We start from the raw sequence: 17,611 nt of genomic DNA on the forward strand, positions 1-17,611 counted from the left end.
CATCAGTCACCGTCGTTGGCGTTAAAGCCCAGTTGGATGCCCAGCGCCTTGGCCAGTTCGCCTTCGTGCAGGCGGTGGACGACGTTGAGGCTGTCATAGATGTCGTTGAGTTGCTGGCGACCGGCGTCATCGTTCAACAGTTCGTTGAGGGTGCGCTGGTTGCTGGCGAACAGTTTCAGGGACGCGGCGTAGGCGGCGTCGATTTTGTCGGCCAATGGTTTCTGATCCGACGGCAGCAGGCCACGCAGGCCTTTGTTGTCGACGCCGACCCATACGGTCTGGGCGGCAGCAAGGCTGGCCTCCAGGCTTTGCAGGGACGACTGGCTGCGCCACGCGTCGGCCTGGAACGGCTGCGGGATGCCCTTGGTCTGGCGGCCCATGGGCGTGCCGAGTTTTTTCTTCAGGCTGTCCAGGGCGGTCACTTGGACGCGCAGCAGGTCGGCGATGGCTTCGTGGGAATCGGCGTAGCGCTGGTTCGGAAACTTGGTCATCTGCGCGAGCATGCCATCGGTGCTGTTCCAGCTGGCTAGGATCTCTTCGGCCAGGGTTTTCTGACGCTCGCCGATGGCCACCAACAGTGGGCAATAACGGGCTTTGTTCGCATCGTCGGCGATGTCGGTCTTGGCGTCGTAGAGGATGTATTCGTAGGCCGACAGGCCTTGCACGACTACGCTGGACTTGGCCAGGGCGGCGCCGTCGATCTGCGGCTGGCTGGTGACCAATTGCTCGACCTGGCGCCCGACCAGGTTTTTCTTGTCCGGCCAGAACTGTATTTGCCATGCACGGTTGCCCTCGGCCAGCGGGCCGATCAGCAGCGGTTGCAACTCGGCCCAGGCTTTTTGCGCATGGATGAAGTCGGCGCGGGCGGTGTCCAGGCTTTCCTTGCCCTGGCAGTAGGCGAGGGCGCTGACGGCCAACTGACGGTCGGCTTCGACCCAGCGGCTGTAGGTCGGCAGGATCACTTGTTTGGCGATCGCTGCAGAGGTCACAGCTTGCGGGTCTTGTGGCGAGCAGGCACCCAGGGCGAGGGCGGCCAGGCTGGTGAACAACAACTTGGGACGGAACATGTCGAGCTCCCTTCTGTAAGTGGGGCGAAGCTTATAAAGAATTCAGGAACGCCAGCAACGCAGCGCGCTGTTCGGCATTAAAGGACAACACATGCTGCTGCGCCGCTTGTGCCTCACCGCCGTGCCAGAGCACGGCTTCCAGCAGGTTGCGGGCGCGACCGTCATGCAGAAACTGGGTATGGCCACTTACGGTGTGTGTCAGGCCAATGCCCCACAACGGCGGCGTGCGCCAGTCGCGGCCACCGGCCTTGAATTCGCTGCGGTTGTCGGCCAGGCCATCGCCCATGTCGTGCAACAGCAAATCGCTATAGGGACGGATCACTTGGTTGGCCAATTCAGGCTCGGCGGCATTGGCTGAGGTGGTGAACGTCGGCTTGTGGCACCCCTGGCAACCGGCCTGGAAGAACAGGTTTTTCCCGGCCAGGACTTGCGGATCGTTGACCTGGCGGCGCACGGGCACGGCAAGGTTACGGGTGTAGAACAGCACCAGGCGCAGAATGTTATCGCTGACTTCCGGCTCGCCATCGGCGCCATTGCCGTTGGGCGCCTGTTTGCAGGCCACTTGGGCGTCGGTGCAGTCATCGAAGGGTCTCAGGGACGTAGTGAGGCCCATATCACCAGAAAACGCGTGAACATTTTGTTGATTGAGGTTGGGTTGTCCGGCTTTCCAGCCAAAACGCCCGAGCACGGTTTTTTGCTGGGCGTCATCCCACACCTGATTGGCCCGGCCGACGATGGCTTCTTTATCGGCGGTTTTGGGGTCGGTATTGCGCAGGATGTCCGCGTCGCTGATGGCTTCAAGCAGGCCAAGGCCGATCATCGGCGGGGCGATGCGCGCCGAAAAACGGGTGTCGGGGTGCATTGGGCCATAGCCGAGTTGGGTGATCTGCAGGTCCGGCTTGCGCAGTTCGACGACGGTGCCGTCCTTGAAAGTGACGTTGACCGGTGTGTAGTCGACCCGCACTTTGCCTTCCGGAGTGACGCCGGGCACGGCCATGTCCTGCAATTGCCCACCGTATGTCGGCTCTGGCACCACGCCTGCTTGCTCGATGAGTTTGGCGTAGGGTTGCTGATCCTGAGTTGGCAGGGCGATCGACAGGCGCACCAGCATCGAGACCGCATTGGCTGCGTCGGGCAACGGCGGGTGGCCACGGCCGTCCTTGATGTGGCAGTTCTGGCAAGCGTTGGTGTTGAACAACGGGCCCAGGCCATCACGGGCGGTGGTGGTGGACGGCGCGATCACCCAAGGACTGCGAAAGAAACTGTTGCCGACGCTGAAGTCCAAGCGGCGCGTCGGCGACAAGTTGGCCGACGGCAGGGAAAACGCGTTCTGGTCGCGCTTATTCACCGTCGTCGCGCCGCCTGCCCGCGATTCACCCGGCTCGGCCTTGGTGAACCTGGGGGCGTCATCGCACGCAGTCAGGCCCAAGGCCATGCATACGACGGACAGACGAAGAAGCGAACGGAACATCGAGTTTCCTGAACGAGCGTGAAAAATATGGTCGCAAAGTCTAACAGGGCCGGGGGGAATGAATAAGAGCAATTATCGTTTGGTGGTCGCCGGTTTATTCCCGCTAGAATGACCGCACATTTTTTCTGGAGGTGGCCAATGCAGGCTCTCGACGCTTTGCTCAACCGTGTTTCCGTGCCGCGTTTGCTGGAGCCGGCACCGACCCAGGAGCAGCGCGACGTGCTGTTCGCCGCTGCCATGCGTGCACCCGACCACGGTCAATTGCGCCCTTGGCGTTTCCTCACCGTAGAAGGCGCCGCCCGTGAGCAGATGGGGACGCTGCTGGCCGAGGCTGCACGCTTGCAAGACGCCGACGCCCCGCAAGCCGCCATCGACAAGGCCCTGAACGGCCCATTGCGCGCACCGTTGGTGGTGGTGGTGATCGCCCGTTTGCAGGAGCACTTCAAGGTACCCAAGTCTGAGCAACTGCTGGCGGCGGCCTGTGCGGCCCACGGCATTCTGTTGGCGGCCTATGCCCAAGGGATTGGTGCGGTGTGGCGTACGGGTGAGTTGTCCTACTCGGCCCACGTTGCCAAAGGCCTGGGGCTGACGGCGGATGAGGAAGTGATTGGCTTCCTCTATTTGGGTACCCCGCAGAACCCGCCGCGTACGGCGCCGAAGGAAGATGTGGCGGCGTTTGTGCAGGCTTGGACGGGTCTCTAAGCAGTACGCGATCAAAATGTGGGAGGGGGCAGGCCCCCTCCCACATTTCACCTGTGGTGTTTCTTAAACCTTGAACTGATCCATGAGTTTCATCTGCTGGCTGGCCAACGCATTGAGTTGGCTGCTGATAGCCGCCGATTCGGTGGCCTGGCCGGTGAGGGTTTCGGTCACGGTGCGGATCGCCGAGACGTTACGGTTGACCTCTTCGGCCACCGCGCTCTGTTGTTCGGCGGCGCTGGCGATTTGCAGGTTCATGTCGCTGATCACCGTCACGGCGTCGCTGATCTTGCCCAAGGCCTGCACGGCCTGATGGATCTGTCCGGCATTGCTCTGGGCCTGGCTTTGGCTTGAGTGCATCGTCGCGACCACGCCACGGGTGCCGCTCTGGATGCGTTCGATCACCAGGCGGATCTCCTCCACGGAATCCTGGGTGCGCTTGGCCAAGTTACGGACTTCGTCGGCCACCACCGCAAAGCCGCGGCCGCTTTCGCCCGCGCGTGCCGCTTCAATCGCCGCGTTCAGCGCCAGCAGGTTGGTCTGTTCGGCAATGCTGCGGATCACTTCCAGCACCGAACCGATTTGCTCGCTGTTGACTGCCAGGGCTTCGACTTCGCCCACGGCCCTGCTGACTTCTTCGGCGAGGATCGTGATATCCCGCGTACTCTTTTCAATGATCTGCATGCCTTCGCGCGCCGACTGATCGGCACCGCGTGCCGCGCTGGCGGCATTCGAGGCGCTGTTGGCGACGTCATGGGCGGTGGCGCTCATTTCGTTGGACGCCGTGGCCACTTGGTCGATTTCACGGAACTGCACCTGCATGCCTTCGCTGGTCTGGCGGGCGATGGCCGAGGACTGGTCCGCCGTGCCGCGGGCCTCGGTGATGCTTTGCTTGATCTGGGCGATAGTCGGTTGCAGCTTGTCGAGGAAACGATTGAACCAGTTCACCAGTTCGCCCAGTTCATCCTTTTTACTGTAAGCCAAGCGTTGGGTGAGGTCGCCGTCGCCGCTGGCGATGTCCTTGAGCATCGCGGCCACGCTGTTGATAGGGCGGGTTACGCCGGTGGCGGTCAGCCAGATCAGCAGCAAACCCAGGAGCCCGGCGGCAGCGCCCACCAGCAAGGCCTTGAGGGTGCCGGTCGCCTGGGCTTTGTCGAGGACCTCCTGCAGTTTTACGGTGTCGGCCAGCATCACGTGTTTGGGCAGTTTAATCACCACCCCCCAGGCTTTGGCATCGGCGATCGGCTTGACTGCGTAGACCGCACGAATCGTATCGCCCTGCTCAAGATTGACGTGGCTGTCATTGGCCAGCAGTTGCACGATCTCATTGCCCTCGGCGCCCAGCGTATCGATCAGATTTTTGCCGACCCGCGCAGGCTCGCCGCTGTAGGCGGCAATCAGACCGGTGCTGGAGATAACCTCCAGGTGCGCGGCGCCATCGAACAGCGTCTTTTGGGCCGCATCAGCCAGGGTTTGCAGGCTGTTGAGCGCAATGTCCACACCCACCACACCAATCACTTTTCCATCCACCAGCAGCGGTTGGGAAATGGTGGTCATCAATACCGGTTTGCCGGCCACAGTGTCTTCGTACGGATCCAAGAGGCAGGTGCTGCGGGTGTCACGTGGGCAGGTGTACCAGATGTTGTAGGGGGTGCCGTTTAGGTTGGGGGTGGTCTTGGTCAGGTCTTCCTCGACCATGATGGTGTTCAGGCCTTCACCCCCGGCACGGCTCCAGTAGCTGGAAAAGCGGCCTTTTTCATTGGAGACGCGGGCCTTGTCGTTGATGAATTCGCTGTCCTTACCGTCCAAGCCATCGGGCTCGAACGACAGCCAGATTCCGAGCACCTTGTTGTTGCGTTCAAAGGCGGTTTTCAGGCTCTGATTGAGTTCTTCGCGAAGGGCTGCGGGCTCCAGAGCACGTTTGGCGGCGAGGTTGCGCAAGTCTTTGACTTGGTCGGCCAGGGCGGTGACCGCGGTTAGATTCTCGCCGAAGGTTTTCTGCAACTGCACCGCTTGTTCAGCGGCCCTTGCCTGCAACAGGCTTTGCACGCTGCTGGTGAGCATGCGTGAACTTGAATCGCTGATCAGATGGTCGTTCTGGTCCGTTTCGTACAGATTGATGCTCACGATCAGCGTAATCACCCCCAGCAGGCAAAGGCCGGACAGCAGCACGATTTTCAAGCGGATAGAGAGGGTGTCGAACATAGGTTCACTCACGAATGGTCTTGTTGGAATGCACAGCACGGCCAAGTCCATTCAGCGCTATATCCGGAGCATCGGCGCGGTAGGGGCTTTCATGAGCAGAAGGCGATGGGCGGTAGGAAAACGCCTACAGGTAGGGTTATGCGGGCTGTGCGAGCCGTTCGGGGCGGGACCAGATCCACAGATTGCCCAGGCTCATCCCGGCAATCGCCAGGTAGATGGGCCAGCCATGGTCGAGCATCACCAGCATCAGGATCGCGCACAACAGCATGCTCACGGTGGCGCTGACTTTGGCCCGGCGCGCGATGATCTTGCCGTTGCGCCAGTTGAAGAGGATCGGCCCAAACAGGCGGTGGTTTTCCAGCCAGGCGCTGAGGCGTGGCGAGCTTTTGGTCGCGGCCCAGGCGGCCAGCAGGATGAACTCGGTGGTGGGCAAACCGGGTATCACAATCGCCACCAGCCCGATGCCCAGGCTGACATAGGCCAGCAGGCCAAACAGGATCTGTGCGATTTTCGAGGTGGATTGGGTTTTGCCGGTCATGGTGAAGCTTTTCTTGGGGAAGGTTTACAAAAAAGTCCCAACTTAAATGCGATCAAAATGTGGGAGGGGGCTTGCCCCCGATGGCGGTGGGTCAGTTACCTATTTGTTGGCTGATGCACCGCTATCGGGGGCAAGCCCCCTCCCACATTGGGTTGCATTTCAATTTGCGGGATCAGGCCAGTTCAGGGGCGCTAGCGTACGCCTGTTCCAGCAACACGGTGAAGCGCACAAACGCATCCACCGCGCCTTTTTCTACCGCGGCCTCTTCCTCGGGGCTGAATTGCAGGCCGTCGAGGGTGCGGGTGAAGCTCTTCCAGCCTTCGGCACGACCGCCGGCTGGCTCACCCAAGTGGCGGGCCCCAAAGGTTTCGCTCAAGCCGAGGCCTACGGCGCGCTTGATCAGGAACGCGGCGCCCAACTTGGAGCCTTCCGAGACGAACAGCCAGCCCAGGGCTTCGGCTTTGCTCGGGTTGCTCACTGCACCGGCCACCGCGGCCGGTACTTCGGTGTCCAGGTCGGCGAGGTCCAGCTTGGCGGCTTCGGCGCGGCAGCGTGCGGCCAGGTCAGGCACGATCTTGATCAGTTCGGCGTCGTTGTACAGGGCCACCAGTTCCGACTGGAAAAGGTACTGCGCCACCACGAAACGGGCAAAGTTGGCCTGGGTTTCGAACGGGGCATGGGCCTTCACCAGTGCATCCAGCTTGGTGTGCGGCTCGTTGGTGATCTGGTTCAGGCGCTGGGAGCGCAGGCTTGGACGTTCTGCGTTAGGAGAAGCGGTCATGAAAAAGTCCTTGAGAAGGGGAGCGCCTTGGTGCCCGAAAGAGAGCGGTTATCAACTAGACGAACAAGAAGACGCGGCACAGTAAAAAATCCTCACCTCGTCGTTGATATTTCGACGAGGTGAGAAGGGCTTGGTCAGATATCCCAGATCACGTTAATCGCAAAGTTGCGGCCGGGCTGGGTCAGGCGGTCGAGGTTGGCCGGGCCGGTTACCGCGGCTTCGCCGACGCTGTCGTAGCTGCGTACGTCATCCCAGTTCCAGTACTTCTTGTCGGTGAGGTTGTAGAGGCCGCCGTTGATGGTCACATCGCTGGTGACTTTGTAGTAGGCGGTCAGGTCGACAACGCCGAAGCCTGGGGTTTTGAATGGGCCGCTGGTGTCGCCGTCCGGCGCGTGGAAGGTGGAGCTGTCTACGCGATTCTGCTTCTTCACCAGGGTCCAGCTCAGCAGGCCACCGTAATTGTCCTGGTCGTAGCCCAGGCCGAACACGCCCTTGAGCGGGTTGACGCTGTTCAGCGGTTCGCCGTTTTGGTCGTTGCGACCGTAGGCATAGGAGACCGCACCCTGGGTGTATAGGCCTTGTGGGGCACCGAATGCATCCAGGTTCAGGCGGCCCTTGGCTTCGGCGCCCTTGACGCTGGCGCGCTTGATATTGACGGCTTGGAACTGCTCGGCAGTGCCGCCGACCACGACGTTGTCTTCGTCGATAAAGTCGCGGTATTTGTTATAGAACACCGCCACCTCGAAGGAACCCTCGTCGAACTTGCCGCGAATCCCGGTTTCGATGCCTTTGCTGGTCTCCGGCTTGAGGTCCGGATTGGGTTCGACGGTGTAGCCCAGGTTCAAGTTTTCAAAGCGGCCGTACAGCGACTTGGCGGACGGCGTGCGGAAACCTTCGGCGTATTGGCCGAACAAGGTGTATTGGTCCGTCAGCGCGTAGGTCAGGCCAAACTTGGGCGTCACGCGGTGCCAGGTTTTCTTCTTGTCGCTCACCGTTTCCGCACCTGTCGGGTTGACGGTGTTGAGGAATGCCTGGGTCAGCTTGGGTTTGAGCTGGGTGTAGTCATAGCGCACGGCGGGGAGGAAGGTCCATTTGTCCCAAGTGATCTGGTCCTGTGCGAACAGCGAATAGGTGTTGATGGTCGGGTCGGGGAAGTCGCTGGCCTTCTTCACGCTATCGGAGGCCATCGGGCTGGGCGCGCCGATGGCGGTGCAACCGCTGCCGACGGCCACGCAGGTGGCGCTGCCCTCGCGCGAGCCGGTGACTTTCTGCTGCTTGAGGGTGGTGCCGTAGGTCACTTGGTGATCGGTTTCACCAAGGCTGAACGCTTTGTCCAACTGTGCATCGAAAACCCACTGTTTTTCCTGGTAGAGCGTGTCGCGTGTGCGCAGGACGCGACGACCGGATTGATAGATTTCGGCGGTGGTCTGGTCGGTCTTGGCGATCTGGTAATTGACGCTGGTCTTGATGCGGTCGGCAATCGGCGACTCAAGGGCGAAGCTGTTTTCCAGGCCGAAACGTTCACGGGTGATGGTGTCGTTACCACGACGATCACGGTAGAGGTTGAAGCCTCGGCCGCCGATGAACGGGCCGCCCACCGCGTTCTTCAGGTTGACGTCGCGATCATCCTTGTACTTCTCGTACGTCAGACCCAGGCGGTTGTCATCGCCATAGTTCCAGCCGAGCTTCGCCAGGATGTTAGTGGTGCGCGCTTCTTCCGGGTTGGCGCCTGTGCGATCCAGGCCGGTGGCGTTGTTGCCGTCGTAGGACTCAGTTTCGTGACCGTTGCGCTGGCTCAGGTGCAGCAAACCGTCGAAGTCTTGAACGCGGCCGGCGAAGGTGCCAGAGGTCAGCCAACTTTCGTCGGCGGAGCTGTAGCCGGTCTTCAGGCGGGCGCCGAAGTCTTGGCCTGGCTTGATGATGTCAACCGGGTCGAGGGTGAAGTAACTGACGGCGCCGCCGATGGCGCTGCTGCCGTAGAGGGCCGACGCCGGCCCGCGCAGGATTTCTACGCGCTTTACGATTTCCGGGTCGACGTAGTTGCGGCGGGTCTTGGCGTAGGGGCCGTTGAAGAAGTTGCCCGGCACTTCCACACCGTCCACTTGAGTAAGGATACGGTCGCCATCGATGCCGCGAATGTTGAAGCCGGCATTACCTGCGCGGGTGCCTGCGCCGCCTACCGAGACGCCGGGCTCGTAGCGCACCAGTTCCCGGATGTTGTTGACGTTCTGGCGGTCCAGTTCCTCACGTTCATGCACGCTGACGGTGCTCGGCACGCTGTTCACATCCTGCGCGTTACGGGTTGCGCTGATGGTCACCTGTTGCAGATTGAGGGTGCTGCCCGCTGCGCGCTTTTCCAGCACGATGTTGTTATTGCCCAGTTTGCGGTAGCTCAGGTTGGTCCCCACCAACAGACGGTCCAACGCTTTTTCTGGCGACAACGGGCCGCGTGCGCCAGGAGACGACACGCCCTGGCCCAGCTCTGCGGGCAGGCCGACTTGCCAGCCGGTCACGGCGGTAAAGGCGTTGAGCGCCGAGACCAGCGGCTGCTGTTCGATGCTGAAGGTGTAGTTGCCCTGGCTGCGCGAAGCCGGTTCGGCAGCGGTGGCGGCCATGGCCGGAGCGCCGGCCAGCAGGATGGCGGCAGTCAACAAGGACAGGACGGGCGAAGAAGACCGGCGGTTGAAACGAGAGGACATCGAAAGCGCTCCGGGGGACGAATCTTATAGTTGCGAACCGAATCAAATAGGAATCAGTTGCATTGGCTAAGACGAGACGTACCGCCGAAGGTTATCGAGTAAAAATAATTCTCATTTAGTTCAGTATGACCAGCGCCGGGTATTCCGAGAGCTTGGCAGAGGTGATGTGCGCCAGTGAGCGCACGACGTCCAGGGGTTGATCAAGCCGGTAATTGCCGGTGACCGCGACGCTGGCGAGTTGGTCGTTGGTGTTGACGATCCAGCCGGGGTAATAGCGGCGCAACTCGGCGAGCACTTCGCTCATCGGGCAGTTTTCAAAAATCAGCCGGCCTTGCACCCAAGCCAGGTCCTTATTGGCGTCCAGCTTGGCCGGTTGGCCGAAGCCTTTGGGGCCGATGCGGATACTTTCGCCGGCGCGCAGGCGTACGCGGGCATCGTCGAAAGTGTTGCTGAGGTCGACATCACCGCGCTGCACTTGCACCTGGGCCTCCCCATTGAGGTAGCGCACGGCGAAGGCGGTGTCGCGCACGCTGGCGCGCACCGGGCCGGCGTCGATTTCCAGGGGCTGGCCATGGTTGGGCACAACCTCGAAAAAAGCCTCGCCCTGGTACAGGCGGGCGATGCGCTGGTGGTCCTTGATGCTGCTGGAGAACGCCGAGTTGGTGTTCAGCAATACTTTCGAGCCGTCGTCCAATTGCAGACGTTGTCGTTCGCCCACCACGGTGAGGTGGTCGGCCTGCAGGCGCACCGGCAGGTTGCTGAAGCTGAACAGCCCGATCAGCAACACGGCGGCGGTGGCGAGCGGTTTCCAATGGGGTTTCATTCGGCGCCAGGCGCTGGGCTTGCGCGGCGCGGCCAGGGCCACCGCGGCGCTGTGAACCGGCGCGCCACCCCAGGCGGCCTGGGCCTTGGCGAAGGCGTTGACGTGGGCCGGGTCGCGGGCCAGCCAGGCTTCAAACTCGGCCTGCTGCCCAGCTTGCGGGCACTGCAAGGCAATCAGCCAATCCAGGGCCTGGTCCATAGCCGTGTCTTGCAGCACCTCATGAGCCAGCTCATGAGGGCGCAGTTTATTGGGGTCCGTCACGGTGTTCCTCGGGTCTTCGCCACGTTCTATTCATTATTCCTACAGCTCGGGTCGACATTTCTGTCGCGTGCAGCTTAAGGCCGATCCAGCCGGTCGGCCACACCTACGCAGATGGCCATGATCAATTTCAGTTCCTTTTGCACGGTGCTCAGGGACACGTCCAACTGATCGGCAATCTCCTGATAGCTGCACCCGTGCAGGCGGCTGAGGATGAAAATCTGCTGCTGGCGGGCGCTCAATTGGCCCAGGCTGACGCTCAGGTGTTCAAGCAGTTGCTCGGCCTGAGTCGCATCTTCGGGGGTGCTGATAGGGGCGGCGACGCTTTGCAGAATGTCCAGCGGGACATCTTCCTGCAGCGTGCGGGCCTGGATTCTGCGTGAGCGCAGGTGATCCAGCGCGAGGTTACGTGCGGTTTGATAAACGAAGGGTTCAAGGTGATCGATCGGCCGCTCGCTGAGGGCCCGTGTGACGCGCAGGTAGGTTTCCTGCAGCAGGTCCTCGGCGGTGCTGTGGTTATTCACCATCCGCTGCAAGGTGCGTAGCAGAATCACCCGTTGGGTGAGAAAGACTTGGTTGAAGCGAGATTGGCTCACAGTGATACCAGACCGATTTGCAGCAAATGATAATGCTTATCATCAACTCAAATGGCAAGTGGCTATTTCTCTGGGCCTACTTAGAACAATGTGGGAGGGGGCCTGCCCCCGATAGCGGTGTGTCAGTCAACACATTCCTGACTGATACACCGCCATCGGGAGCAAGTCGAATCGCCCCTCCCAAAGCATCGCATTATTCGGCGTTACACAATGCCAGGCAGTTATCCAGCATACGGTTGGAGAAGCCCCACTCGTTGTCGTACCAGGCCAATACTTTGAGCAACTTGCCGCTGACCTTGGTGTGATTGGCGTCGAAGATCGACGACAGCGGGTTGTGGTTGAAGTCACTGGAAACCAGCGGAAGGGTGTTGTAACCGAGGATCTTCGAGTGCTGGCTGGCTTCCTTGAGCAGCGCGTTGACCTCTTCGGCAGTGGCTTCTTTCTTCAGCGTTACGGTGAGGTCTACCAGGGACACGTTGATTACCGGCACGCGCACGGCCATGCCGGTCAGCTTGCCCGCCAGTTCCGGCAGCACCAGGCCCACCGCTTCGGCAGCGCCGGTCTTGCTTGGGATCATGTTTTGGGTGGCGGAGCGCGCGCGGTACGGGTCGGTGTGGTAGACGTCGGTCAGGTTCTGGTCGTTGGTGTAGGCGTGGATGGTGGTCATCAGGCCACTCTCGATGCCCAGCTCGCGGTGCAGCACCTGGGCGACCGGCGCCAGGCAGTTGGTGGTGCACGAGGCGTTGGAGATGATCTGGTGGGACTGACGCAGAATGTCGTGGTTCACGCCATACACCACAGTGGCGTCCGCGCCTTTGGCCGGTGCCGAGATGATCACCTTGCGCGCGCCGGCGGTAATATGGGCGGCGGCCTTGTCACGGTCGGTGAACAGACCGGTGCATTCGAATACCACGTCAATCTTGTGTGCAGCCCATGGCAGGTCAGCCGGGTTGCGAATGGCACTCACGGCAATCCGGTCACCGTTGACGGTCAGGCTTTCCTGATCGTGGGCGACCTCTGCGTCGAATGTGCCATGTACGGTGTCGTATTTGAGCAGGTGGGCATTGATCGAGCTGTCGCCCAGATCGTTGATGGCGACGATCTGCAAATCCTGGCGGTAGCCTTGGGTATACAGTGCGCGCAGGACATTACGGCCAATACGGCCAAAACCATTGATTGCGATACGAAGAGTCATTGGAGAGTGCCTGTCGTCGATTTGTTGTAAGAATTACAAGATTATTCGCATAAAAATAGAAAACAAGCCTTTTTAGTGGCAATATTTTGTTCAATCTACAACGAGTGACCTGAATCAACTGGTCCGATGATTCAAACGACACCCTGCCATCCCATGCGCTGCGGGCGTTTGATCAGCATAGACACTCAGGTCGCCACATCCGTTAGCCTGGAGTTCTACACATGCATCCCCGCGTTCTTGAGGTCACCGAACGGCTTATCGCCCGCAGCCGCGCCACCCGCGAGGCTTACCTTGCGCTCATTCGCGGCGCCGCCAGCGACGGTCCGATGCGCGGCAAGCTGCAATGCGCCAACTTTGCCCACGGCGTGGCCGGTTGCGGCACCGAAGACAAAAACAGCCTGCGCATGATGAATGCCGCCAACGTGGCAATTGTTTCCTCATATAACGACATGCTGTCGGCGCACCAGCCGTACGAACATTTCCCTGAACAAATAAAGAAAGCTCTGCGTGAAGTCGGCTCGGTCGGCCAGTTCGCTGGTGGTACGCCTGCAATGTGCGACGGTGTGACCCAGGGCGAGCCGGGGATGGAGCTGAGCCTGCTCAGCCGTGAAGTCATTGCTATGTCCACGGCGGTGGCGCTGTCCCACAACATGTTCGACGCCGCATTGATGCTGGGCATCTGCGACAAGATCGTCCCCGGCCTGATGATGGGCGCGCTGCGCTATGGTCACCTGCCGATGATCTTCGTACCGGGCGGCCCAATGCCGTCGGGTATCTCCAACAAGCAGAAAGCCGACGTGCGCCAGCGCTACGCCGAAGGCAAGGCCACTCGCGAAGAGCTGCTGGAATCGGAGATGAAGTCCTACCACAGCCCCGGCACCTGCACCTTCTACGGCACTGCCAACACCAATCAACTGTTGATGGAAGTGATGGGCCTGCACTTGCCGGGCGCTTCATTCGTCAACCCGTACACGCCGCTGCGTGACGCGCTGACCCGTGAAGCCGCGCATCAGGTTACGCGCCTGACCAAGGCCAACGGCAACTTCACGCCGATCGGCGAGATCGTCGACGAGAAATCCATCGTCAACTCCATCGTCGCCCTCAACGCGACCGGCGGGTCCACCAACCACACCCTGCACATGCCGGCCATCGCCATGTCGGCAGGCATCATCCTCACCTGGGACGATATGGCTGACCTCTCCGAGGTGGTGCCGACCCTGTCCCACGTGTATCCAAACGGCAAGGCCGATATCAATCACTTCCAGGCGGCGGGCGGCATGTCGTTCTTGATCCGTGAGCTGCTGGAAGCCGGCCTGCTCCACGAAGACGTCAACACCGTGGCTGGCAAGGGCCTGAGCCGATACATCCAGGAACCGTTCCTGGTCGACGGCGAGCTGGTTTGGCGTGACGGTCCTATCGAAAGCCTCGACGAAACCATTCTGCGCCCCGTGGCCCGTGCGTTCTCGCCGGAAGGTGGTCTGCGCGTGATGGAAGGCAACCTCGGCCGCGGTGTGATGAAAGTCTCCGCGGTAGCCCCAGAGCACCAGATCGTCGAAGCGCCGGCGGTGGTGTTCCAGGATCAGCAGGATCTGGCCGATGCGTTCAAGGCTGGTCAGTTGGAAAAAGATTTCGTCGCGGTGATGCGCTTCCAGGGCCCGCGCTCCAACGGCATGCCCGAGCTGCACAAGATGACGCCGTTCCTGGGTGTGCTGCAGGACCGTGGTTTCAAGGTGGCATTGGTGACAGACGGGCGTATGTCCGGCGCGTCGGGTAAGATTCCCGCCGCGATTCACGTCAACCCCGAAGCCCAGAGCGGCGGGCCACTGGCGCGAGTGCGCGATGGCGATATCATTCGTGTGGATGGCGTTACCGGCACCTTGGAGCTTAAGGTGGACGCCGAAGAATTTGCAGCGCGCACGCCTGCCACGGGCCTTCTGGGCAATAACGTGGGGGCCGGCCGCGAGCTGTTTGGATTTATGCGCTTGGCCGCAAGCTCCGCAGAGCAGGGCGCCAGCGCCTTTACCTCTACCTTGGAGACGCTTAAGTGAAGTTAGCGCTGGTCGGTGATATCGGGGGTACCAACGCCCGTTTTGCAGTGTGGCGGGATTCGGCACTGCATTCGATTCGGGTGCATGCCACGGCGGATTACCCAACCCCTGAAGAGGCGATCAAGGTCTATCTGAAGGAAGAGGGCCTGGAAATCGGGGACATCGGCGCGGTGTGCCTGTCGGTGGCCGGGCCGGTGAGTGGCGATGAATTCAAATTCACCAACAATCACTGGCGCCTGAGCAAGACGGCATTCTGCAAGACCTTGCAGGTGGATGAACTGCTGCTGGTCAATGACTTCTCCGCCATGGCCCTGGGGATGACCCGCCTGCAACCCGACGAATTTCGCGTGGTTTGTAAGGGCACGCCGGAGCCGTTGCGCCCGGCGGTGGTGATCGGGCCTGGCACTGGCCTGGGCGTCGGCACACTGCTGGATCTCGGCGCAGGTCGTTACGCGGCGTTGCCGGGGGAGGGCGGCCACGTCGACCTGCCCCTGAGCAGTCCTCGGGAAACCCAGTTGTGGCAACACATTTACAACGAGATTGGCCACGTCAGCGCTGAAACGGCGTTGAGCGGTGGCGGCTTGCCGCGTCTGTACCGCGCGATTTGTGCGGTCGACGGTCACGCGCCGGTGCTGGACACGCCTGAAGCCATCACGGCTGCAGGCTTGGCCGGCGACCCGGTGGCGATGGAGGTGTTGGAGCAGTTCAGCGTCTGGCTGGGCCGAGTGGCGGGCAATAACGTGCTGACCACCGGTGGACGCGGTGGTGTGTATATCGTGGGTGGGGTGATTCCGCGGTTTGCCGACTTTTTCATCAACAGCGGCTTTGCCAAGAGTTTCAGCGACAAAGGCTGCATGAGCGACTACTTCAAAGGTATTCCGGTGTGGTTGGTGACCGCGCCGTATTCCGGGTTGACCGGGGCGGGTGTGGCGTTAGAGCAGGCATTTGCTTAGGCAGTGACCTGCCCCCGATGAGGCCATCAAGAACACCCCATAACAACAAGGAGGACCCCGTGAGCGTAATCAGTAAATCGATTCTCCTCGTCGACGACGACCAGGAAATCCGCGAATTGCTGCAAACCTACCTCAGTCGCGCCGGTTTCCAGGTGCGTGGCGTGCCGGATGGCGCGGGGTTCCGCCAGGCGATGAACGAGGCGCCGTGCGACCTGGTCATCCTCGATGTGATGTTGCCGGACGAAGATGGCTTCAGCCTCTGCCGTTGGATCCGCCAGCACCCGCGCCAGGCGCAGGTGCCGATCATTATGCTTACCGCCAGTTCTGACGAAGCCGACCGCGTGATCGGCCTGGAACTGGGCGCCGATGACTATATCGGCAAGCCGTTCAGCCCTCGCGAGTTGCAGGCGCGGATCAAGGCTCTGTTGCGGCGCTGCCAGTTTGGCCAGGAGCGCAGTGGGAGTGGCGATGTGCTGGTGTTCGATGAATGGCGCCTGGACATGATCAGCCATCGGCTGTTCCACGTGGACGGCGAGGAAGTGATTCTCTCCGGTGCCGACTTCGCACTGCTCAAGTTGTTTCTCGACCATCCGCAACAAATTCTCGATCGCGACACTATCGGCAACGCCACCCGTGGCCGCGACCTGATGCCGCTGGACCGCATCGTCGACATGGCGGTCAGCCGCCTGCGCCAACGCCTGCGCGACACCGAAAAGCCCCCGAGGCTGATCCGCACCGTACGTGGCAGCGGTTATCAACTGGCAGCCAGCGTGGTTGCCGGCAATGTCCACTGAGCCGGTGACCGAACGCCGGCGCCGCTTCCCGGTACCGCGCTCGCTGCTGGGACGCATGCTGCTGCTGACCTTGCTTGCGGTGTTGTTCGCCCAGGCGTTGTCCAGCGTGATTTGGGTTTCGCAGTTGCGTGCTACCCAGCTTGAGGGCCTCGTCACCAGCGCTCGCAGCCTGGCCCATTCGATGACCGCCAGTGTGAGTTACTTCCGTTCGTTGCCGGTGGCCTATCGTCCGCTGGTTCTCGACCAATTGCGTAGCATGGGCGGCACCCGGTTTGTAGTCACCCTTAATGACCGTCCGCTGGACATGCAGGTATTGCCCGAAACCCCACGCAAGCAGGCGGTGCTGGTGGCCGTGGACGAAGTGCTGCGCCAGACCCTGGGCGCCGACGTGCACATCTCGGTGGAGTTCGTCAGCGCCGAAGACCTGCGCATCTTCAACGCCGGCCTCAAGCTCGATGAGTTGCCGCGCTCTTGGGCCCATTACGCGCTGACCCTGGAACCGGTAAACCCGCCGGTGCTGGTGACCCAGATCCAACTCGCCCCCGGCGAATGGCTGTACATCGCCTCGTTGCTGCCTGAGCCCTACACCAGCCTTGAAGAACAGGGCCTACCGTCCCAGCAGGTGTGGTTTATCGTGTTGACCAGCGGTTTTCTGCTGTTGTTCATTGGCCTGCTGGTGCACTGGCAAAGCCGCCCCCTCAAGCGCTTGGCGCGGGCGGCGCGAGACATGTCTCTCGGCGCCGATGTGGAGCCGGTGGCCGAAGGCGGCGGCAGTGAAGTGGTGGAAGTGGGCCGCGCGTTTAATGCCATGCGCGAGCGCATCAGCCGCTATTTGACCGAGCGCAGCCAACTGTTCAGCGCGATTTCCCACGACCTGCGCACACCGATCACCCGCCTGCGTCTGCGTGTGGAACTGCTCGAAGACGAAAACCTGCAAACCAAATTCGGCCGTGACCTGGATGAATTGGAGTTGCTGGTGAAGGGCGCGCTGCAATGTGTGAAAGACACCGATATCCACGAGAACATCCAGCCGGTCGACCTCAACCATGTGCTCGAATGCCTGGTAGAGCCTTATGTGGCGCCAAACGGTAACGGCCGTGTGACCCTGGATGGAGCTGCATTGGCGACCTATCCGGGCAAGCCGCTGGCGCTCAAGCGGTGTATCGGCAACCTGATCGATAACGCGTTGAAGTACGGGCAGAACGCGCATTTGCATATCGAGGATGATGGTGCGCAGTTTGTCCTGCACGTCGACGATGAAGGTCCCGGCGTGCCGGAGCAGCGTTTGGAACAGGTATTCGAGCCGCACTTCCGCCTGTCCGGGCAGCAGCAGGGCTATGGGTTGGGCCTGGGGATTGCGCGCAATATTGCCCACAGCCATGGCGGTGAAGTGAGTTTGCAGAATTTGCGGGAGGGGGGGTTACGGGTGACTCTGCAACTACCGCGCACCCTGGATTGAATGCTCGCGGACCCATGTGGGAGGG

The 17,611-nt window shown here is 61.2% G+C and carries 14 protein-coding genes; 5 read left to right on the top strand and 9 right to left on the bottom strand.

What is annotated here, in order from left to right; genetic code table 11:
- Nucleotides 1-2: 2 nt before the first annotated feature.
- Together ACKZ62_RS05230 and ACKZ62_RS05235 are read right to left on the bottom strand one after the other, a co-directional pair.
- Nucleotides 3-1,067: an imelysin family protein gene (locus tag ACKZ62_RS05230; RefSeq protein WP_032890843.1), complete on the bottom strand. Its 1,065-nt coding sequence runs from the start codon at nucleotides 1,065-1,067 to the stop codon at nucleotides 3-5.
- Between the two features lie 31 nt (nucleotides 1,068-1,098).
- Entirely contained in the window at nucleotides 1,099-2,502 is a 1,404-nt protein-coding gene (locus tag ACKZ62_RS05235) for a di-heme oxidoreductase family protein (protein ID WP_447096940.1), read from the bottom strand.
- A gap of 174 nt (nucleotides 2,503-2,676) precedes the next feature.
- Here ACKZ62_RS05235 and ACKZ62_RS05240 point away from each other — a divergent pair, with 174 nt between their 5' ends.
- Nucleotides 2,677-3,240, top strand: coding sequence for an NAD(P)H nitroreductase (locus ACKZ62_RS05240; RefSeq protein ID WP_447096406.1), 564 nt, complete (start codon nucleotides 2,677-2,679; stop codon nucleotides 3,238-3,240).
- Nucleotides 3,241-3,303: 63 nt separating this feature from the next.
- On the opposite strand, the gene ACKZ62_RS05245 is transcribed toward ACKZ62_RS05240, so the two are convergent.
- The 7 genes from ACKZ62_RS05245 to gap all read right to left on the bottom strand — a co-directional run bounded on the left by ACKZ62_RS05245 (nucleotide 3,304) and on the right by gap (nucleotide 12,332).
- Nucleotides 3,304-5,442, bottom strand: coding sequence for a methyl-accepting chemotaxis protein (locus ACKZ62_RS05245; protein WP_095185784.1), 2,139 nt, complete (start codon nucleotides 5,440-5,442; stop codon nucleotides 3,304-3,306).
- A 136-nt stretch (nucleotides 5,443-5,578) separates the two neighbouring features.
- On the bottom strand, nucleotides 5,579-5,980 hold the full coding sequence (locus ACKZ62_RS05250) for a YbaN family protein (RefSeq protein WP_447096407.1): 402 nt from the start codon (nucleotides 5,978-5,980) through the stop codon (nucleotides 5,579-5,581).
- Nucleotides 5,981-6,152: 172 nt separating this feature from the next.
- On the bottom strand, nucleotides 6,153-6,761 hold the full coding sequence (locus ACKZ62_RS05255) for a biliverdin-producing heme oxygenase (RefSeq protein WP_032890853.1): 609 nt from the start codon (nucleotides 6,759-6,761) through the stop codon (nucleotides 6,153-6,155).
- A gap of 134 nt (nucleotides 6,762-6,895) precedes the next feature.
- Nucleotides 6,896-9,460 carry a TonB-dependent receptor gene (locus ACKZ62_RS05260; RefSeq protein ID WP_447096408.1) on the bottom strand — a complete coding sequence of 855 codons (2,565 nt, stop codon included), beginning with the start codon at nucleotides 9,458-9,460 and terminating at the stop codon, nucleotides 6,896-6,898.
- Nucleotides 9,461-9,575: 115 nt separating this feature from the next.
- Nucleotides 9,576-10,544 carry a FecR family protein gene (locus ACKZ62_RS05265; protein WP_122753139.1) on the bottom strand — a complete coding sequence of 323 codons (969 nt, stop codon included), beginning with the start codon at nucleotides 10,542-10,544 and terminating at the stop codon, nucleotides 9,576-9,578.
- A 74-nt stretch (nucleotides 10,545-10,618) separates the two neighbouring features.
- Nucleotides 10,619-11,137: an RNA polymerase sigma factor gene (locus ACKZ62_RS05270; RefSeq protein WP_032890856.1), complete on the bottom strand. Its 519-nt coding sequence runs from the start codon at nucleotides 11,135-11,137 to the stop codon at nucleotides 10,619-10,621.
- Nucleotides 11,138-11,330: 193 nt separating this feature from the next.
- Nucleotides 11,331-12,332 carry a type I glyceraldehyde-3-phosphate dehydrogenase gene (gene gap, locus ACKZ62_RS05275; protein WP_032890857.1) on the bottom strand — a complete coding sequence of 334 codons (1,002 nt, stop codon included), beginning with the start codon at nucleotides 12,330-12,332 and terminating at the stop codon, nucleotides 11,331-11,333.
- A gap of 221 nt (nucleotides 12,333-12,553) precedes the next feature.
- On the opposite strand from gap, the gene edd reads away from it, so the two are divergent.
- Genes edd through ACKZ62_RS05295 form a run of 4 tightly spaced genes read left to right on the top strand, consistent with a single transcriptional unit; the run spans nucleotide 12,554 to nucleotide 17,586 of the window.
- Nucleotides 12,554-14,380, top strand: a complete 1,827-nt coding sequence (gene edd, locus ACKZ62_RS05280) for a phosphogluconate dehydratase (protein ID WP_447096409.1) — start codon at nucleotides 12,554-12,556, stop codon at nucleotides 14,378-14,380.
- Nucleotides 14,377-15,333, top strand: a complete 957-nt coding sequence (locus tag ACKZ62_RS05285) for a glucokinase (protein ID WP_447096410.1) — start codon at nucleotides 14,377-14,379, stop codon at nucleotides 15,331-15,333. The genes edd and ACKZ62_RS05285 overlap by 4 nt, the downstream gene beginning before the upstream one ends.
- Nucleotides 15,334-15,350: 17 nt before the next feature.
- Complete coding sequence (locus ACKZ62_RS05290) at nucleotides 15,351-16,127, top strand: response regulator (protein ID WP_185168276.1); 777 nt, start codon at nucleotides 15,351-15,353, stop codon at nucleotides 16,125-16,127.
- A complete protein-coding gene (locus ACKZ62_RS05295) occupies nucleotides 16,117-17,586 on the top strand; it encodes an ATP-binding protein (protein WP_032890861.1) in 1,470 nt (489 codons plus the stop codon). The genes ACKZ62_RS05290 and ACKZ62_RS05295 overlap by 11 nt, the downstream gene beginning before the upstream one ends.
- Nucleotides 17,587-17,611 lie beyond the last annotated feature (25 nt).

Source organism: Pseudomonas sivasensis (assembly GCF_052938085.1).